The organism is Polyangium jinanense (assembly GCF_028435265.1).
Classification (GTDB): Bacteria; Myxococcota_A; Polyangia; order Polyangiales; family Polyangiaceae; genus Polyangium; species Polyangium jinanense.
The window spans coordinates 442056-457979 of record NZ_JAGTJK010000004.1 but is presented as its reverse complement, the minus strand read 5'-3'; the positions used below and the strand labels follow the sequence as shown (position 1 = coordinate 457979).

At 68.9% G+C, this 15924-nt stretch carries 20 protein-coding genes; 15 read left to right on the top strand and 5 right to left on the bottom strand.

Translation table 11 applies throughout. The features are described from left to right. The first annotated feature begins 57 nt into the window (after positions 1 to 57). The 3 genes from KEG38_RS12770 to KEG38_RS12760 all read left to right on the top strand — a co-directional run bounded on the left by KEG38_RS12770 (position 58) and on the right by KEG38_RS12760 (position 3416). Positions 58 to 1419, top strand: coding sequence for a serine/threonine protein kinase (locus tag KEG38_RS12770; RefSeq protein ID WP_272419684.1), 1362 nt, complete (start codon positions 58 to 60; stop codon positions 1417 to 1419). Positions 1420 to 1498: 79 nt separating this feature from the next. Further along, positions 1499 to 2860 carry an alpha/beta hydrolase gene (locus KEG38_RS12765; protein WP_272419683.1) on the top strand — a complete coding sequence of 454 codons (1362 nt, stop codon included), beginning with the start codon at positions 1499 to 1501 and terminating at the stop codon, positions 2858 to 2860. 1 nt (position 2861) lies between these two features. Then, positions 2862 to 3416 carry a hypothetical protein gene (locus KEG38_RS12760; protein ID WP_272419682.1) on the top strand — a complete coding sequence of 185 codons (555 nt, stop codon included), beginning with the start codon at positions 2862 to 2864 and terminating at the stop codon, positions 3414 to 3416. A gap of 52 nt (positions 3417 to 3468) precedes the next feature. Here KEG38_RS12760 and KEG38_RS12755 read toward each other — a convergent pair whose 3' ends face one another. After that, a complete protein-coding gene (locus KEG38_RS12755) occupies positions 3469 to 4329 on the bottom strand; it encodes a tetratricopeptide repeat protein (protein ID WP_272419681.1) in 861 nt (286 codons plus the stop codon). Between the two features lie 103 nt (positions 4330 to 4432). On the opposite strand from KEG38_RS12755, the gene efp reads away from it, so the two are divergent. The 8 genes from efp (at position 4433) to KEG38_RS12715 (ending at position 9943) form a co-directional block, all read left to right on the top strand. Beyond that, positions 4433 to 4999: an elongation factor P gene (gene efp / locus KEG38_RS12750; RefSeq protein WP_272419680.1), complete on the top strand. Its 567-nt coding sequence runs from the start codon at positions 4433 to 4435 to the stop codon at positions 4997 to 4999. Positions 5000 to 5104: 105 nt separating this feature from the next. Further along, positions 5105 to 5347, top strand: a complete 243-nt coding sequence (locus KEG38_RS12745) for a DUF5522 domain-containing protein (protein WP_272419679.1) — start codon at positions 5105 to 5107, stop codon at positions 5345 to 5347. Between the two features lie 239 nt (positions 5348 to 5586). Further along, complete coding sequence (locus KEG38_RS12740) at positions 5587 to 6597, top strand: hypothetical protein (protein WP_272419678.1); 1011 nt, start codon at positions 5587 to 5589, stop codon at positions 6595 to 6597. Between the two features lie 106 nt (positions 6598 to 6703). Beyond that, positions 6704 to 7717, top strand: a complete 1014-nt coding sequence (locus KEG38_RS12735) for a hypothetical protein (RefSeq protein WP_272419677.1) — start codon at positions 6704 to 6706, stop codon at positions 7715 to 7717. Then, entirely contained in the window at positions 7714 to 8010 is a 297-nt protein-coding gene (locus tag KEG38_RS12730) for a hypothetical protein (RefSeq protein WP_272419676.1), read from the top strand. The genes KEG38_RS12735 and KEG38_RS12730 overlap by 4 nt, the downstream gene beginning before the upstream one ends. Continuing rightward, on the top strand, positions 7994 to 9187 hold the full coding sequence (locus KEG38_RS12725) for a radical SAM/SPASM domain-containing protein (protein WP_272419674.1): 1194 nt from the start codon (positions 7994 to 7996) through the stop codon (positions 9185 to 9187). Before KEG38_RS12730 ends, KEG38_RS12725 begins: the two co-directional genes overlap by 17 nt. Further along, positions 9171 to 9479: a hypothetical protein gene (locus KEG38_RS12720; RefSeq protein ID WP_272419673.1), complete on the top strand. Its 309-nt coding sequence runs from the start codon at positions 9171 to 9173 to the stop codon at positions 9477 to 9479. Before KEG38_RS12725 ends, KEG38_RS12720 begins: the two co-directional genes overlap by 17 nt. Further along, positions 9476 to 9943 carry a hypothetical protein gene (locus tag KEG38_RS12715; RefSeq protein ID WP_272419672.1) on the top strand — a complete coding sequence of 156 codons (468 nt, stop codon included), beginning with the start codon at positions 9476 to 9478 and terminating at the stop codon, positions 9941 to 9943. Before KEG38_RS12720 ends, KEG38_RS12715 begins: the two co-directional genes overlap by 4 nt. Here the strand turns inward: KEG38_RS12715 and KEG38_RS12710 are convergent, their stop codons facing one another. From KEG38_RS12710 to KEG38_RS12700, 3 genes are all read right to left on the bottom strand, one after another. Further along, on the bottom strand, positions 9944 to 10732 hold the full coding sequence (locus tag KEG38_RS12710; RefSeq protein WP_272419671.1) for an RMD1 family protein: 789 nt from the start codon (positions 10730 to 10732) through the stop codon (positions 9944 to 9946). A 105-nt stretch (positions 10733 to 10837) separates the two neighbouring features. Beyond that, positions 10838 to 11455 carry a hypothetical protein gene (locus KEG38_RS12705; RefSeq protein ID WP_272419669.1) on the bottom strand — a complete coding sequence of 206 codons (618 nt, stop codon included), beginning with the start codon at positions 11453 to 11455 and terminating at the stop codon, positions 10838 to 10840. A 222-nt stretch (positions 11456 to 11677) separates the two neighbouring features. Next, entirely contained in the window at positions 11678 to 11914 is a 237-nt protein-coding gene (locus tag KEG38_RS12700; protein WP_272419667.1) for a hypothetical protein, read from the bottom strand. A gap of 29 nt (positions 11915 to 11943) precedes the next feature. Between KEG38_RS12700 and KEG38_RS12695 the strand changes: the two genes are divergently transcribed. The 3 genes from KEG38_RS12695 to dapB are packed head-to-tail and all read left to right on the top strand — an operon-like array spanning position 11944 to position 13873. Next, positions 11944 to 12183, top strand: coding sequence for a hypothetical protein (locus KEG38_RS12695; protein WP_272419666.1), 240 nt, complete (start codon positions 11944 to 11946; stop codon positions 12181 to 12183). Beyond that, positions 12183 to 13094: a 4-hydroxy-tetrahydrodipicolinate synthase gene (dapA, locus tag KEG38_RS12690; protein WP_272419664.1), complete on the top strand. Its 912-nt coding sequence runs from the start codon at positions 12183 to 12185 to the stop codon at positions 13092 to 13094. Before KEG38_RS12695 ends, dapA begins: the two co-directional genes overlap by 1 nt. Beyond that, a complete protein-coding gene (gene dapB, locus KEG38_RS12685; RefSeq protein WP_272419663.1) occupies positions 13091 to 13873 on the top strand; it encodes a 4-hydroxy-tetrahydrodipicolinate reductase in 783 nt (260 codons plus the stop codon). The genes dapA and dapB overlap by 4 nt, the downstream gene beginning before the upstream one ends. Here the strand turns inward: dapB and KEG38_RS12680 are convergent, their stop codons facing one another. After that, a complete protein-coding gene (locus KEG38_RS12680; protein ID WP_272419662.1) occupies positions 13874 to 14500 on the bottom strand; it encodes a TetR/AcrR family transcriptional regulator in 627 nt (208 codons plus the stop codon). Between the two features lie 46 nt (positions 14501 to 14546). On the opposite strand from KEG38_RS12680, the gene KEG38_RS12675 reads away from it, so the two are divergent. Continuing rightward, positions 14547 to 15818, top strand: coding sequence for an oxygenase MpaB family protein (locus KEG38_RS12675; protein ID WP_272419660.1), 1272 nt, complete (start codon positions 14547 to 14549; stop codon positions 15816 to 15818). The last annotated feature ends 106 nt before the right edge of the window (positions 15819 to 15924 follow it).

The following is a 15924-nucleotide window of genomic DNA, read 5'->3' as shown; positions in this document are numbered from 1 at the left end:
GGAATCAAACTTCACCCGAGGTCGATTTTTGCGCTATCGTCCCTGCCCGCGGACTTCATGAGCGACGCACCGGAGAACTTGCGCGAGGGTCGATACGCGGTCGTGCGCCTCCTCGGCGAGGGCGGGCAAGGCGCGACGTTCGAGGCCGTCGACAAGAAGGAAGGCCAGCCCGTCGCGATCAAGCGATTCCGCGTGCGCGGCGCGAAGAGCTGGAAAGAGGTGGAGCTCGCCGAGCGCGAGGCGCGTGTGCTCGCGAACCTGTCGCACCCAGGCCTGCCCCGCTACGTCGAGCACTTCGAAGAGGGCGGCGAGCTCTTCCTCGTCACCCAGAAAATCGAGGGCGAGAGCCTCGCCGCGATGCAGAAGCGCGGCGCGACGCTCGGCGAGGCCGACGTGATCCGCTTGCTCCGCGACGCCTCGGCGATCCTCGACTACCTGCACGGCCGCGCGCCGCCCGTGGTGCACCGCGACATCAAGCCGAGCAACGTGCTCCGGAGGCCCGACGGATCGTTTGCCCTGATCGATTTCGGCGCCGTGCGCGACAAGATGAAGCCCGAAGGCGGCAGCACCGTGGTCGGCACGTTCGGGTTCATGGCGCCCGAGCAGTTCCAGGGCCGCGCGATGCCCGCCTCCGACGTCTACGCGATCGGCGCGACGGCCGTCTCGATGCTCACGGGTATGCAACCCGAGGATTTGCCGCACAAAGGCCTCGCCATCGACGTCGAAGCCGCGCTCGGTCGTTCGGCGCGTCCCGCGCTCGTGGCCGCGCTCGTGGCCATGCTCGAGCCCGACCCGGACAAACGCGCGCACCGGCTCGCGCCGCTCCTCGAAAAGCTCGGCGAGGCGCCGTCGAAGAAGGCGGACAAACACGCGGCGAAGGGCGAGGAGAAGGCCGAGCGCAAAGCGGAGAAGCGAGAGCGAAAAGCCGAGCGAAGAGCCGAGCGCTGGGAACAGCGGCGCGAGCGCTGGGAGCAGCGGCAAGAACGCTGGGCGCGAGAGTATGAGAAGAACGCAGGCTCGGAGCTGATCCCCGGTCCGATCGCGGGCTTTCTGCTGTTCGGGCTCACGGTCGCACAGCTCGCGGTCCTGCTCGGCGTGCGCGTGATCGCGCCGTTCGTGCTGAACATGCTGTCGCTCCTCTTCGGCAAGGCGCTCCGCGAGGCGGCCGTCGCGGTGAACGAGGCGGGCAAGATGGCGCACGGATCGCTCGAACGCGCGAAGGGCATCATCCGCCGTCGCGCGCAGGATCTGAAGAACGAAGGCCCCCGGATCGAGGTGCAAGAGGTGAACGATCCGAGTGGGGAAAAACGGGTTCGCGTCGATGTGAAGGACCAGGCCGACGTATCCGAGGACGAGCGCCTCGCTGAGGAAGAAGCCGCGGAAGCGGAGCGCGAGGGACGCAAAACACGGCGCCGCTGACACCGTCGCGGCCGTTGCCTTCGCGGAGCCACACGCACACACTCCGCTCCTCGTTCGCTACTTCGGGAGGCGGTACGTCATGACGAACCCTCGTTCCTCGGGTGCTCGTGTCTGCGGGTCGTGGAGGCTCTTCCCTGCGCTCGTCGCGCTCGCGGCGATGATCGTCGGCTGCGGGGACGGCGGGAGCGGCGGAGGCGCGGGAGGAACCGGGCAAGGCGGCGGCGGCCTCGGAGGCGCGGGCGGAACAGGTGGAACGGGCGGCGTGGGGCAAGGCGGTTCGACCGCGACGAGCCTCGACGGCCTGCTCGCCGAGCTCCGCGCGGACCTCGAAGGCACGATGGACAAGTACGCCGCGAGCGACGGATGGCCCGTGTGGGTGGAGGGCGGGCATCTGTTCGTCTCGACGAACCCGAGCCTGGATCTCGTCGCGGGTGATCACGACGGCTGGGTGGGCAGCCCGATGAAGATCGACAACGCGGGCTTTCGTTTTCTGCACCTGAAGGACGTCGCGGCGGGCAGCCGCTACAAGTTCACGAACAAGACGATCTGGGAGGCCGACCCGTGGGCGCGCTCGTACACGTACGACGACAACGGGGAAATGAGCCTGGTCGCGCCGAACGTGGCGCACCTCGATCGATTCTTCGGGATCGGCGACGCGCAAATGCCGGAGCGCACGGTGAACGTGTGGGTGCCGGAGGGCACGGCGACGCACGTGCTTTACGTGCACGACGGGCAAAACCTGTTCGATCCGGCGGCGGTGTGGGGCGGCTGGATGCTGCAAAGCAGCGTGCCTGTGGGGATGATGCTCGTGGGAATCGACAACACGGGCATCGGTCGAATGGATGAATATACGCACGTGCCCGACATCATCGATCTCGACGAAGACGGCATGGTCGAGCCCTGGGGCGGCAAGGGCGACGCGTATGCGGATTTCGTGAACGGCACGGTCCGCAAGCTCGTCGCGGATCGCTACGGCGAGCCGCCGAAGGTGGGCACGATGGGCTCGTCGCTCGGCGGGCTCATTTCATTCCACATCGCGGACCGTTTCCCGGACGAATACGAGTACGCGGCGAGCCTCTCGGGCACGATGGGCTGGGGCAAGATGGGCGAGACGTCGAAGAACGAGACGCTGATCGAGCGGTATGCGATGCACGGTCATCGCGCGACGGTGCTTTACCTCGATTCGGGTGGCGGGGATCCGGCGCTCGGCCAGGCCGAAAATGAGGCCAAATGCAAGGACACGGACGGCGACGGGATCGAGGACGACGTGGGGATCGGCGACAACGCCTGCGAGAACGCGCAGATGCGGGATGTGCTGGTTTCGGTGGGTTACACGCTGCAGACGGACGTGTACCACTGGTGGGAAGCTGGGGCGCCGCACAACGAGGCGGCGTGGCGGGCGCGGGTATTTCGACCGATGGATCTGTTCAAGGGGTTGTGAAATGAAGATGCGAACGATGGTTGGAGTGATCGGCGTCGCGTTCGTCGCCGCGATGAGTCTCCCCGGGTGCAGCGACGATCCGCAGGAGACGGAGAACAATGATCAGAAGCCGGCGGATGATTCGAAACACTGCCAGGCGCTTTTCGATCGGGACACGGCGTGCGGCAAGATGCCCGAGCCGAACCAGGTCGAGGAATGCATCGCGCAATGGGTTTGCTACAGGAATCTCTACCGCGCCGAGGCGGTCGCCCCCACCCAGACCTGCTTGGTCGAGCGCGATTGCATGACGTCGACCGATTCTTGTGTCTCGACCGTCGCCCCGACGATGCCCGAAACGGCGTCGACGAAGGCCTTCGACGCGGCCTGCCTCCCGCGGCTCGCGGAGTGCAACATGGAGGGGAACCCGTTTTTGGATGATTACTGCTACGGCTTCGAGCTCGCGCAGGACAGCGTGGTCGACAAATTAACGGCCTGCCTGTCCCAGCCGTGCTCGATGATCTCGGACTGCCTCTCCGGCACCTTCGAAGCCATCCTGGCGCCCTGCGGCGGCAAGTGAACATGCGCCGGGCACCGACCCGGTGATCGTTTCTGCTCCAACGATCCCGCCCTCAGTGTTTGAGCGAAATGTCCGCGAGCTCCATCCGCGCGTCGTTCAGGAACGGGCTGTCGGGGAAGCGGCGGATGAAGGCGCGCAGCGTGGTCTTCGCGTCGTTCCAGGCCTGGATGTCGACGAGGCACTCGCAGAGCAGGAACATCGCGTCGTCGGTGATCTCCTTGTCCGGCGAGGCCTCCGAGAGCTGCATCAGCATCGGGATCGCGTCGCGCTGCCGGTTCAGCTTGCGGTAGGCGCGCGCCAGGTTGAGCCGCGCCGACGGCGTGTGCGCCGCGTTCTCCTTCATGCGGATCGCGTCCTCGAACGCGACGGCCGCCTCGTGCCAGCGGCCCGTGCGCAGGTGATCGAGCCCGAGCTGGTAGCTCTTGATGCCGAGCTCGGCCCGCGCCGTGTCCACCGCGTCCGTGAAGAAGGCGAGCTCGGCCCGCGAAAGCGGCTCCTTCCGGAGCGCTTCGAACCCATCGATGATCTCCTGCCGCCGGCCCGCTCGTACGAGCTCGTAGAATGCCGCCGCCGCAGACTCCGCCCGCGTCCGGTCGTCCGCGCGCCGCTGCATCTCCTTCACGTCGGACTCGAGCTTTCCGATCTTGTCCTTCGCTTGCTTGGTTTCGGCTTGAACGGAGTCGATGCGCGCATCCCAGGCGAGCTTGACGACGCCGATCACCACCAGAACGAACAGCAGGTTCGCGCTGGCGCTGTTCCAGAAAGCCCGCCGTTCGAAGCCGAGCTGGCGCTTGGAGATCGTCTTGAGGTCGGCCGCTAACGCGTTCGTCAGGTTGTTCGTCTTGATGATGAGCCCGCGAGACTCGACGATCTCACGCTTGATCTCCCGCAACTCGTCGTCGAATTGATCCATGATCTTCGTCGGAAGGGTGGGGTAGTCGCCTCGCCCCTTGTGCGCCACCCCCTTGCCTGTGCTAAGGGGGGCGCCCAAGTCAAGCTACCAGGAAGCGCCCCGCATGGACACGAGCGACATCCGTAAAGGCCTCAAGATGATGCTCGATGGGAGCAAGGACCCCTTCTCCGTCATCGAGTTCCAGTTCGTTAAGCCCGGCAAAGGCCAGGCCTTCACCCGGGTGAAGCTGAAGAACATGGCAAACGGCAACGTGCTGGAGCGGACGTTCAAGTCGGGCGAGAAGCTCGAGCCGGCGAACGTCGAGACGCGCACGTTCCAGTACATCTACCCGGAAGGCTCCGACTACGTGTTCATGGACCAGAACACGGGCGAGCAGATCACCGTCCCCGGCGACAAGGTCGGCGACGACGCCCAGTGGCTGTCCGACGGCATGAACGTCGACGTGACGCTCTTCAACGAGCAGCCGATCGGCGTCGACATTCCGCCGAGCGTCGTCCTGCAGATCACGACCTGCGAGCCGGGCGTGAAGGGCGACACCGCGAGCGGCGCCACCAAGCCCGCCACGCTCTCGACCGGCGCGGTGATCAACGTCCCGCTCTTCGTGAAGGAAGGCGAGTGGGTCAAGGTCGACACGACCGAGGGCAAGTACCTCGAGCGCGTGAACCGCTGAAGTCGTCCCTCCCCGCGCGAGAGTCACGATTTTCGACAGAGCTACCGTGACGTCCTCGTTCGTGCTTTGATCGAACGAGCGACGTGGACCCGTGAGGCGGTAGCTTTGTCGAAAGCGCTTCCCAAGTTCAGCCAGCTTCTCGAAGGCGTGGACTTCTACAAGGAAGACCACAAGGTCGTCTTCACGTCGGTCTACCACCTGAAGCGCGGTTACTGTTGCCACTCGAAGTGCCGGCACTGCCCGTACGGGCTCGGCGTGGCGCAGAAGGTCTCCATCGAAATCCAGGGCCTCGACTGCCTCGTGTGCACGCCCGAAGGCTCTTCGGACACGGGAAAGACCAAACCTTAGGCCCGCGTTTTCCGGGTTTCACCGCACGAACGCGACGCTGCAACGGTTCGTCCCGCAAGGAAAGGCCGGAGCCAACGACATCCGCTTCGCTCCCACGGCGATTTCGGATATAGGGCGAACGAGTGGCGTACGCTCCGGTCGTCTGCCGACCACGCGTTTGCCAGGCCCGCACTCGGGGCCAACCCCAGGTCTCTCGTGACCCGGCGACGTCGGTTGTCGGTGAAGTAGGAGCTTTTCGGATGCGAACGATTGGATTCCTCGTGATGGCGGGCTTCGGCGCCCTGTCGATGTGGGCCTGTACCGTCGAGACGAACCCCGGGGGGAACACCGGCGGGAACGGGGGCGAGGGCGGCGCGGGTCCCACGGCGTCGTCGAGCTCGTCGAGCTCCGTCGCGCAGAGCTCGTCGTCGGGCGGGATGTGCGATCCGACGTTCGACCCGACCTGCACGGGCCTGCTCAACCCGAACGAGTGCGGCACGTGCGCCGAGGCGAACTGCTGTGAGCAGCTCGCCGAGTGCGCCAACAGCGAGTGCGCGTTCGGCTGCTTCGACTGCCTCACGGGCGCGGACCAAGCCGCCTGCGAGGAGATGGACCCGCAGTACTACAACAACCTGATCCAGTGCCTCCAGGGCTCGTGCGAGACGGAGTGCTTCCCGCCGCCGCCGGACTGGACGTGCAACGCGCCCGCCGAGGCGGCCTCGGGCGGGTCCTGCGTCACGCTCGACGCGACGATCAAGTGCAACCCGGTCACGAACGCGCCCTGCAACACGGCCGCGGGCGAGGCGTGCGACATCAACAGCGGCGGCGGCTACCAGTGCTGGCCGGCGCCGAACACCGCCAAGCTCTGCGATGAGTGCGACGCCTCGAATGGTCCGTTCTGCGAGGGCGGCAAGACCTGCAACGGCGACAAGTGCGCGCGCTACTGCTGCACCGACGCGGACTGCGGCGGCGACGGCGCGAAGTGCGACACGTCGGTTGAGTACCCCGGCGGCGTCGGCCTCTGCCTCGGCCAGGTCGGCAGCAGCGGCCAGGGCGGCATGGGCGGCATGGGCGGTGCCGGTGGCGCCGGTGGCGCCGGTGGCACGGGCGGCATGATGGGTACCGGCGGCGCGGGTGGCATGATGGGCACCGGCGGCGCGGGCGGCATGATGGGCACCGGCGGCGCGGGCGGCATGATGGGCACCGGCGGCGCCGGTGGTACCGGCGGCGCGGCCACGGGCGGCACGGGCGGCACGGGCGGCATGCCCTGATTCGCCGGAAAAACCCGAGCTGATCGGTTCATCGGCCTCCGGGCGCCTCGTGCGTTCGGAGGCCGATGCGTTTTTCCAGCAGCACGAACCGCGCTAGGCTGCCCTCGTGATGACATTGCGCGCGGGCGTGCTCGCCTTCGTGCTCGGGCTCGCCTCCGTGGCCTCCGCCGAGCCGGCCGCGCCCGACCCGCGCGCGAAGGCGAAGGCCACGTACGAGCAAGCCGAACGAGCGGCGGCCGAGCTCAGGTTCGGCGAGGCGCTCGCGGGGTACGACGCGGTCCTTTCGCTCGATCCCTCCGCGCCGTTCGCCCGGATGGCCCGCGCGCGCGCCGCCGACCTCCGCGCCCACGCCGAGGGGGACTTCGCGCCCCTCGCGCGCCTCGAAGCCGTACGCCGGACCCCGGCCCCGGACCGCGCCACGATCGAGGCGCTCGAGCGTGACGCCGCGACCTTCCCGCCCGGCCGCGTGCGCGCCGAGGCGCGGCTCATCGTGGCCGAGGCGTTCTGGCATCGGTTCGACGATCCGAGCCGCGCCCGAGCCGCGCTCGGCCAGGCGATCGAGGATCCCTCGGCGGACAAGCTCACGCGCGCGCTCGCGCTGAACGAGGTCGCGGCGCTCGAACGGGAGCGGGGGGATCTCGCGGCGGCCTACCGCGCGGTCTCGCAGTATCCGGAGCTGGTTCCGAGCCTGTACGCCGAGATCGGCCGGCTCGTGCGTCGCGAAAGGATCGCGCGGGTCGCGGCGGGCGTGCTCGGCGCGCTCGGGCTCGTCTTCGCCGTGTCGATCGTGCGGCTCTTCCGGAAGCCGGGCCGTGATCCCGAGGCGATCGTGCGTGCCGTGATCCGCCCCTCGTCCGTGGCGTTCGCGCTCTACCTCGGGGGCGCGGCGGCGATCCTGGTCCGGCATCACGGCGAGGGCGACGTGCGGCCGTTTTTGTGGCTCGGGTTCGGCGTGCTCGGCGTGGACGTCGTGGCACGAGCGTGGCGGCTCGGATCACGCGACGGGCGCGCCGTCGCGCGGGTGGGTCGCGCGATCGTGTGCATGATCGGCGTGCTCGCCGCGGCGTTCCTGTCGCTCGAGGGCGCGAACGCGGGCTACCTGGAGAGTTTTGGGTTGTGAGGGACGAGCGGGACGACGGGAACGAGGCGCGCCGCGATCCGGAAGGCGCGGTGGAGATCGGGCCGGGGCCGATCACGGCGGACGAGATCCTCGCCGTGCGGAGAGGCCCAGGGGCGAACTGCTCGTCGGTGGGGAGCGCGCTCGATCTCTTGTTTCTCTCGGCCGCGGCCGCGGGCGTGGTGATGGCGGGGATCGCGGCGGCGTTCGGGAGCGGCGCGGAGGAGCGCAAGGAGAAGGGACGCGGCGAACGCGATGGAAAGCGCGACGAGGGGGGCGATGCGGGCGCGCGTTGAACCCTTCGGCGCGTGGGTGCGGCTCGACGACGGCACGCTCGTGGCGATCGGTCGCGGCGCGGCGGAGCGGCTCGGGCTCGCGGGCGGCGTGGTCTGGCAGGACGCGGAGACGACACGCCGGGCGAGGCCCCTCGAAGCGCACGTCGCGGTGACGTCGCGGTGCGGGGCCGGGTGCAAAGGGTGTTACCTCGACGCGCGGCCCGACGGCGAGAGCCCGCCGTTCGAGGTGATCACGGCGCGGCTCTCGGCGCTCGCGGCGGCGGGCGTGTTCACGGTGGCGTTCGGGGGCGGCGAACCGCTCGCGCGTCCCGATCTCGGCGAGCTCGGCCGCGCGGCGCGGCGTTTCGGGCTCGTGCCGGTGCTGACCACGAGTGGCATCGGCATGACGAGCGAGCGCGCGCAGGAGCTCGAAAGCTTCGCGCAGGTGAACGTGAGCTACGACGGCGAGGGCGCGGCGTACGGCGAGGTGCGCGGCTGGGAAGGCGCGCGGGTCGCGGAGCGGGCGATGCGGCTGCTCGCGGAGGCGGGCGTGCCGTTCGGGATCAACGTGGTGCTGACGCGAAAGACGTTCGACGCGCTCCCCGAGACGGCGAGACGGGCCGCGTCGCTCGGCGCGCGCGAGCTTCAGCTCCTCCGGTACAAACCCGCCGGACGCGCGGCGGACGTCTCGTACCTCGCGACGCGGCTCTCGCCCGCGCAGGTGGATGCCCTCGGACCCACGCTCGAAGCGCTCTTCGCCGCGACGAACCTCCCGATCCGCGTCGACTGCTCGCTCGTACCGCTCCTCTCGGGCCACGTCCGCGACGCGGCGGCGCTCGAGCGGTTCGGCGTGCTCGGCTGCGAGGCGGGGCGTTACCTCGCGGCCGTGCGGATCGACGGCGCCCTCGCGCCGTGCAGCTTCGCGCCGGCCGCGGACGCCCAGGCCGAGGACGCGTGGCAAGGCGGCGCGGGCGCGGCCTGGGCGACGGACGCGACGCTCGAAGCCTGGCGCGCGCCACACGACGCCGAGCCTTGCCGTTCCTGCGAGATCCGCTCGGTGTGCCGGGGCGGATGCCGCGTCGTCGCGACGCACCTCGGCGGCGCGCTCGGCCCCGATCCCGAGTGCCCGCGCGTCCGCGCGCACCACGCGCGAGAGCAAAACCCAAACGTGAAGGAGCCGCGTGCCGACGGCGCCTAGGCGACTCCTGGTCGCGCTCGCGTTTGGCTTCGCGGGGGCGGCGCTCGCCTATGTCGCGCTTCGCCTGATCGAGTCCGTGTGGTTCCCCGAGCCCGACCCGGCGATCGTCATCTGGTCGGATCGCAGCCGCTTCGTGTGGCGCGCGCTCCTCGCGGCGTATGCCGGCGGCGCTGCGATCTTCGGCGGCCACGCGCTCGCGACACGATCGATCGAGGCTGCCGCCGTCTGGCTCGGCCGCGTCTCCGTCGCCGCCGCGCTCGCGCTTGCCCTTCAAGGAGCACTCGTCCCGTGACGCACGAGCTCCTCCGCCGCGTCGCGCTCGTCCATGGCGTCCTCGCCTGGATCTCGGCCGTCGCCCTCGTCGCGCTCGCCGTCATCCTCGTACGCCTCCGCAACGATGCGCGCATCTCCCGCTGGATCCACCTCGCGTCCGCGGCGACGACCTCCCTCGCCGTGGCCACGTTCGCGACGGGCGTCTGGCTCGACCTCCCCTACCGCACCCATCTCCGCCAGCGCCTTTTCCTCGCCTCTCGCTCGCTCGGCTGGCTCTTCGAGCGCAAGCTGCACCTCTCCTTCGGCGCGCTCGTCTTCGCCGGCCTCGCGCTCGCGGCCCTCTTCGCTGCCGGCGCAGACGGCCACGACGCACCCTCGCGCGCCCTGCGCCGCGCCTCGCGCACGGGCTACGTGGCCTCGGCTTTTTTCGCGCTCGCCGCGTGCGTCATCGGCACCCTCGTGGCTACGCGCGCCCGGTTCTGATCAGTTGAGCTTCAACAAACTGAGCAGGATCTCGAACACGATGAGCGCCACGATCGAGCCTTCGAGGAACAGCATCCGCCGCGTCTGGCTGAACTCGATCAGCGTCCCGAGCGTCTCGCGGATCGTCGACAGCTTGATCTCCAGCGCCTTGTGCCGCTCCTGGATCTCGAGGTTGTTCCGCAGCTTGTCGTGCAGCCGATCGGCGGCCTCGTTCTCCCAGGTGAGGTCGGGTTTGTCGAGGAGCGAGATCGCCGTGATGATCTCGACCTGCGACGCCATCGCCGTGCCCACGAACCGCACGAAGTCCCGCGTCCTGCCGAGCGTTCGGCCTTCCCGCGCGACCTCGCCGGCCACCGCGCCCACGCGATCCAGGATCGCCTGCACGTCCTCGTCGTAGTAGTCGATGGCCACGGACTGCGCGATCACGGTAGCGATGACGTCGAGCGTGATCGGGTCGACGTCGGGCACGACGACCCGATCGAAGCGGACCTCGACGGCCGCGCTGGGGCGCACCTCGATGAGGAAGCTCTCGCGCAGCGGCGGATGTGGCTCCTGCGGCAGCTTCTTGTTGAAGGTCTCGACGATACGCTCGCGCTCGGCGTCGGGAACGTTCACGAACACGATCGCGCCGAAGTCGAAGAGGTAGGCGAGCCGGTCGCCGTCGAGCGACACGACGAGCTGCGTCTTCGTCGAGCGGATGCCGCAATCGGGCGGCAACCAGGCCTCGACCTCACGCAGGTTGAAGCGCGACGCGTACGAGTAGGCTTCGACCGGATAGATGCGGGACATGGCGATTTCGGGCCCGCGCCGCGCGCGCCCGCCTGCCTCAGTGTCCCCGCCTCGACGCTCCCGCGCAACGTGCCGTCGAGACACGTCCGAGGCGCTCCGCCGTTTTCAGAAGCTCGCCTGAAAGACCGGGATTTTCACCTCGCGCGCCTGCGCGATCCCGAACTTCGCGATCTCCTCGGGCGTGTACACCGGGCGGATCTCCACCGCGGGCACGCCGAGCGCGAGTCGCCCTTCGTGCATGTCCACGAACGACATCGGCACATGCATCGGCCGCTTGCTCGTCCTCGGCAGCGCTGGCTCTCCCGCGGGCTGGTTCTGCACCGGCTCGTTCGGGTAGTTCTCCGGCGCTTTGTAGAGCGTGGCGTTCAGCGTCACGATGATCGTCGGGATCACGAGCGCCATTCCGCCGGCAAGCATGTAAAGCGGCACCTCGGCTGGTGGGGCTGCCTGCTCGATGAAGTATCCGCCGATCCCGCCGCCCACCGCGGCGAGCGGGGGAAACACGAGGTACGGCCAGCCCTTGCTCACGCCGACGGCACCCATGGTGATCGCGACGATCTCGCCGCCGAGCAAGGCGCCGCCCACGATCCCCTTCCCGGTCCCGACGACCGGCTCGGCTCGGGCTTCGCTCGGCTGCCCCGTGAGCGTCGCGACGCCCAGCGCCGCCGCGCAGGCCCACGCACCGATTCTGGTCCGACCGTGGGACAGAGGCCCCACACCCATTCGTGCCGTTCGACCCAAAGCCATGCTCTCCCGCGCCCGTCCGCCGGAGGCCGGGCAGCTAGCTCATCCGGTGCGCGAGCCTAGCATGGTATTCGAAACGCTCGTGCGCTCGTCACCGAGGGGTACGCCTCGCGTCCCCCTCTCGGCCAGGCAGAGCCCGGCCGATTCACCCCCCGAGGGAAGATCGCTTCGCGATCTTCCGAGCATCGCTCGATGCTCTCGTTAGTTGAGCAGCTTTCGCGACAACTGGCGCACGGCCTCCCGCGCTGCCCTGTGCATCGCGCGCTCGACCTGCTTCGACGTCGCGTCCCCTCGCACGACGATCGCGCAGGAATCGCCCTCCATCTCGAACCTTGCGGCTGGCTCAGCCGAGGACGCCTCCCCAGCCGCGCGGATCGGGACCTCGACCTTGAGCGAGCCCACCTGGAGCTCGACGTATCCCATCAGAGCTTTGTCCATGAGCGACTGCATGGCCGGAACGTGCGTCCATGCCCCGCGCTTGGCAAGGTCGCGTCCGCGCCCCGAGCGAGAGTCCGGTCCAGCGCGTCGGCGCGCGAGGCCTCGAAACCCTCGCCCCTCGCGTGCTCGATCCGGCGCGTGATCCTTCGCCGAAGCCGCTTCCTTGCCCGCGTTTTCTCCTCGTTCCTCCGTCCGTCCTCGTCGCGACGTGCGGCCCGGGCCGCGGAAACTTGACGTGCCTCGCGAAGCCATCCAAGGTCGCGCGCTGATGCAAGCCCTCACGTTCTCAGGCACGTTTACCGCGCTCGTCACGCCGTTCACCGCCGATGGCGACGCCGTCGATCTCGCCGCGCTCGACGCGCTCGTGGAGGCGCAGATCGAGGGAGGCGTCTCGGGCCTCGTGCCTTGTGGCACCACCGGGGAGTCGCCCACGCTCTCGGACGAGGAGCAGGTCCTCGTGATCAAGCGTGTCGTCGAGGTCGCGAAGGGACGCGTGCCCGTCGTGGCCGGGACGGGAACGTTCTCCACGAAGAAGACGATCAGCGCGTCGAAGGCGGCCCTCGCCGCGGGCGCCGATGCCGTGATGATCGTGATGCCGTACTACAACAAGCCCTCGCAGGACGGCATGCGCGAGCACGTGCTCGCGGTCGCGCGCGAGGTCTCCTCCCCCGTCGTGCTCTACAACATCCCGGGCCGGTGCGTGGTCGACCTCTCGGCGGAGACGACGGCGCAGATCTGCGAACGCGCGCCGAACGTGGTCGCGCTGAAGGACGCGACGGGCAACGTGCTCCGCTGCCAGGAGCTCAAGCGCAAGCTCGGCGACAGGCTCACGGTGCTCTCGGGCGACGACGCGCTCACGCTGGCCTTCGGCGCCGTCGGCGCGAGCGGGGTCATCAGCGTGAGCTCGAACGTGAGGCCGCGTGAGGTCAGCGAAGTGACCCGCGCGCTTCTGGCGAACGATTTCGTGCGCGCGCAGGCCTGCCATTTCGCGCTCGTCGAGCTCCACAATGCGATGTTCATCGAGCCGAACCCGGCGCCGGCGAAGGCGGCGCTCGCGGCGATGGGGCGCATGACGCCCGCGGTAAGGCAGCCGCTCCTGCCGGCGAGCGAGGCGACGCAGCGCAAAGTGGCCGAGGCGCTCGCGCACCTCGACGCGTCTTTCCCGAAGGCCGCGTCGTGAAGCTCGCGATTGCGGGCGCCACGGGGCGCATGGGGCAAAGCATCGTACGCCTCGCCGCGCAGGAGGGTTTTTCCATCGTCGGTGCCATTGCCTCGCCGCAATCGCCCCACCTCGGGCGCGACATCGGCGAGGTGGCCGGCGCGGGAACCCTCGGCGTGGCGCTCAGCGCCGACGTCGCGGCGGGGCTCCTCGGCGCGGACGTGGTGATTGATTTTTCCCGCCCCGAGGCCCTGAACCGCGTGCTCACGGCCGCGCGACGACAAAAGATTGCGGTCGTGAGCGGCACGACGCGGCTCGACGCGGACACCGAAAAGAAGCTCGACGAGGTGTCCACGACGATCCCCGTGCTCTGGGCCCCGAATACGAGCCTCGGCGTGCAGGTACTCGCCGAGATCGTGGCGGAGGCGGTGCGCCGGCTCGGGCCGGGGTTCGACGTGGAGATTGTCGAGACGCACCACAAGGCGAAAGTGGATTCGCCGAGCGGGACGGCGACGCGGCTCGCGGACGCGGTGCGTGACGCCCGAAAAGGATTGCGGACCGTGACCGGGCGCGAGGGCAACGTGGGGCCACGCGCGGCGGACGAGATCGGCATCTTCGCGGTGCGGGGCGGCGACGTGATCGGGGATCACACGGTGCACATCCTCGGCCCTGGGGAGCGGCTCGAATTGACGCATCGGGCGACGAACCGGGACCTGTTTGCCCGAGGAGCGCTACGCGCGGCGCGGTATCTGTTCGGAAAGCCGGCGGGGCGGTATTCGATGGCGGACGTGCTCGGCTGATCATTCCCTCGCGCGGAGCATCCGCATCACGAACACGGTCAGGTCGTCGAGCAGGGCCCTGCGGGAAAAACCCTCCGGTGGTTCGAGCAGCATCGCGAGGTACGCCCCGCGGAGCATGTTCGTCAGCAGGAAAAAGGCCGAAGGGAGATCGTCGAGCGCGATCTCCTCGCGCCGATGGCTCCCCCCTCGGGCCGCGATGGCGACGAGGCGCGCCGGAAACTCCGAAGCGATCGGAAGCCGACCCACGAACGGCACGCTCTTCAGCAGCACGGCCACGAGGGCCCGGCGTGATTCGAGCTCCGCGAACATGGCCTCGAGCCAGATCCGCATCGCCGCTTCGAGCGGCATGTCGTGGAGCGAGGCCATGCTCGCCTCCAGCGCCGCGAGCACCCGACGCGCTTCGCGTTCGACGAGGACGGCGACCAGCGTCTCGCGGTCGGGGAAATACTCGTAGAGCGTCCCGATGCTCGCGCCGGCGCGCTGCGCGACCGCGTTCGTCGTCAGCTCCTCGTAGCCGTGGTCTTCGAGAATCCGAGCGGTCGCATCGAGGAGCGCGTCGAACGTGGCCCGTGACCGCCCCTGCCGGGGCCACTTCCGAGGCTGTGGATCAAAGGCTTTCGAGGTCATTCGCGCGCGCCGCGGATGCGTGATCGTAGAATCCGAGCGGATCCGAATGATTGCTCGGATCATGATCTTCGGCAACCACGAGCTGGAGACGATCCGCATGACGACCGCCCTCGCGAGCGCCCGCGACGTACCGACCCGATTCCAGGACCCTCGCGTGAAGGAGAGCCTGCGCTTCGCGCTCTTCCGCAAAGCGTTCCGGCTCCCGCCGCCGAGCGAGGAGCACATCGCGCGCTTCCGGGACACCCTGCTCGACGGCGATCCCCTCGCGGACGACGTGGTTCGGTTCTTCGCCACGCTCCCGCGTGGCGAGGGTCATCGGCTGCTTTCGCGCGCCGTCGATCACGGCATCGACAGCATCCCGGAAGCGCCCGCGCCGCTCGTCGCCCTCTTCGCCGAGCTCGACGTCAGGCCGGAATGGGTCGACGACGACAAGCTCGCGCTCGCGGCGCGCACGGCGGATCGCGTGGGCACGAGCGGCGAGCGGGTGCTGAGCTGCGTCTGCCTGACCGGCGGCTATCGCTCGTCGGCCGCGAACAAGCCAATCGCGCTCACGGGTGCCCTGGAATCGATGGCGTACCGGCGGCTCGCCGAAACCTCGAAGTTCGTCTTCGACCTGTACGATTCACGAACACTCGCGCGCGACTCGGCCGGGTTTCGTGGCGTGGTTCTGGTCCGTCTCATGCACGCCATGGTCCGCGTGCGGCTCGCGGACGATCCGCGCTGGCGCATGGAGGCGTGGGGCCTGCCGATCAACCAGGCCGACCTGCTCGCCACGAACCTCCTCTTTTCGGCGGTGTTCGTCATTGGCCTCCGCGCATTGGGGCACATCATCACGCGGCGCGAGGCCGACGCGCTCGTGCACTTCTGGCGTTACGTCGGGTATCTCATGGGCATACGCCTCGACATGCTCCCGCGCGATTTCGAGGAGGCGTGCAAGCTCGTTTACCTGTCGGGCAGCACGCAACCCCCGGGGGACGAGGACAGCCGAAAGCTCGCCGCCGCGCTGCTCGCCGTGCCGGTGACCCCGGACCTGCCGCGTCCCCTCGTCTACCTCGACGCGCAATGGCGCGCGGGATTCTCGCGCCTGGTGCTCGGCAACGACGAGGGAGACGAGCTCGGATTGCCGAACAATCTGTGGAAATTCTTGGTCTTCGTGAGCGCGGCCTGGAACTTTGCGACCGAGCTCGTCCGACTGCTGCCCGGGGGCGAGGCGCTCCTCATCCGCATCCGCCGAGCCAAGGTCCGGCGCAACGTCGAGCGCGCGCTCGAAGGCAAGCCCCCCGCATATCGACCTTACCCGCCTCGAAGCGAGGCGTAGACAGCCGACGACGGGTTTGGCACGCCAGCATGGGACATTGTGCGTCATCCCGGGAACGAGACTGCCTTGACGCCAAGGGGGGATTCCATATCCTCCCCCAAAACGA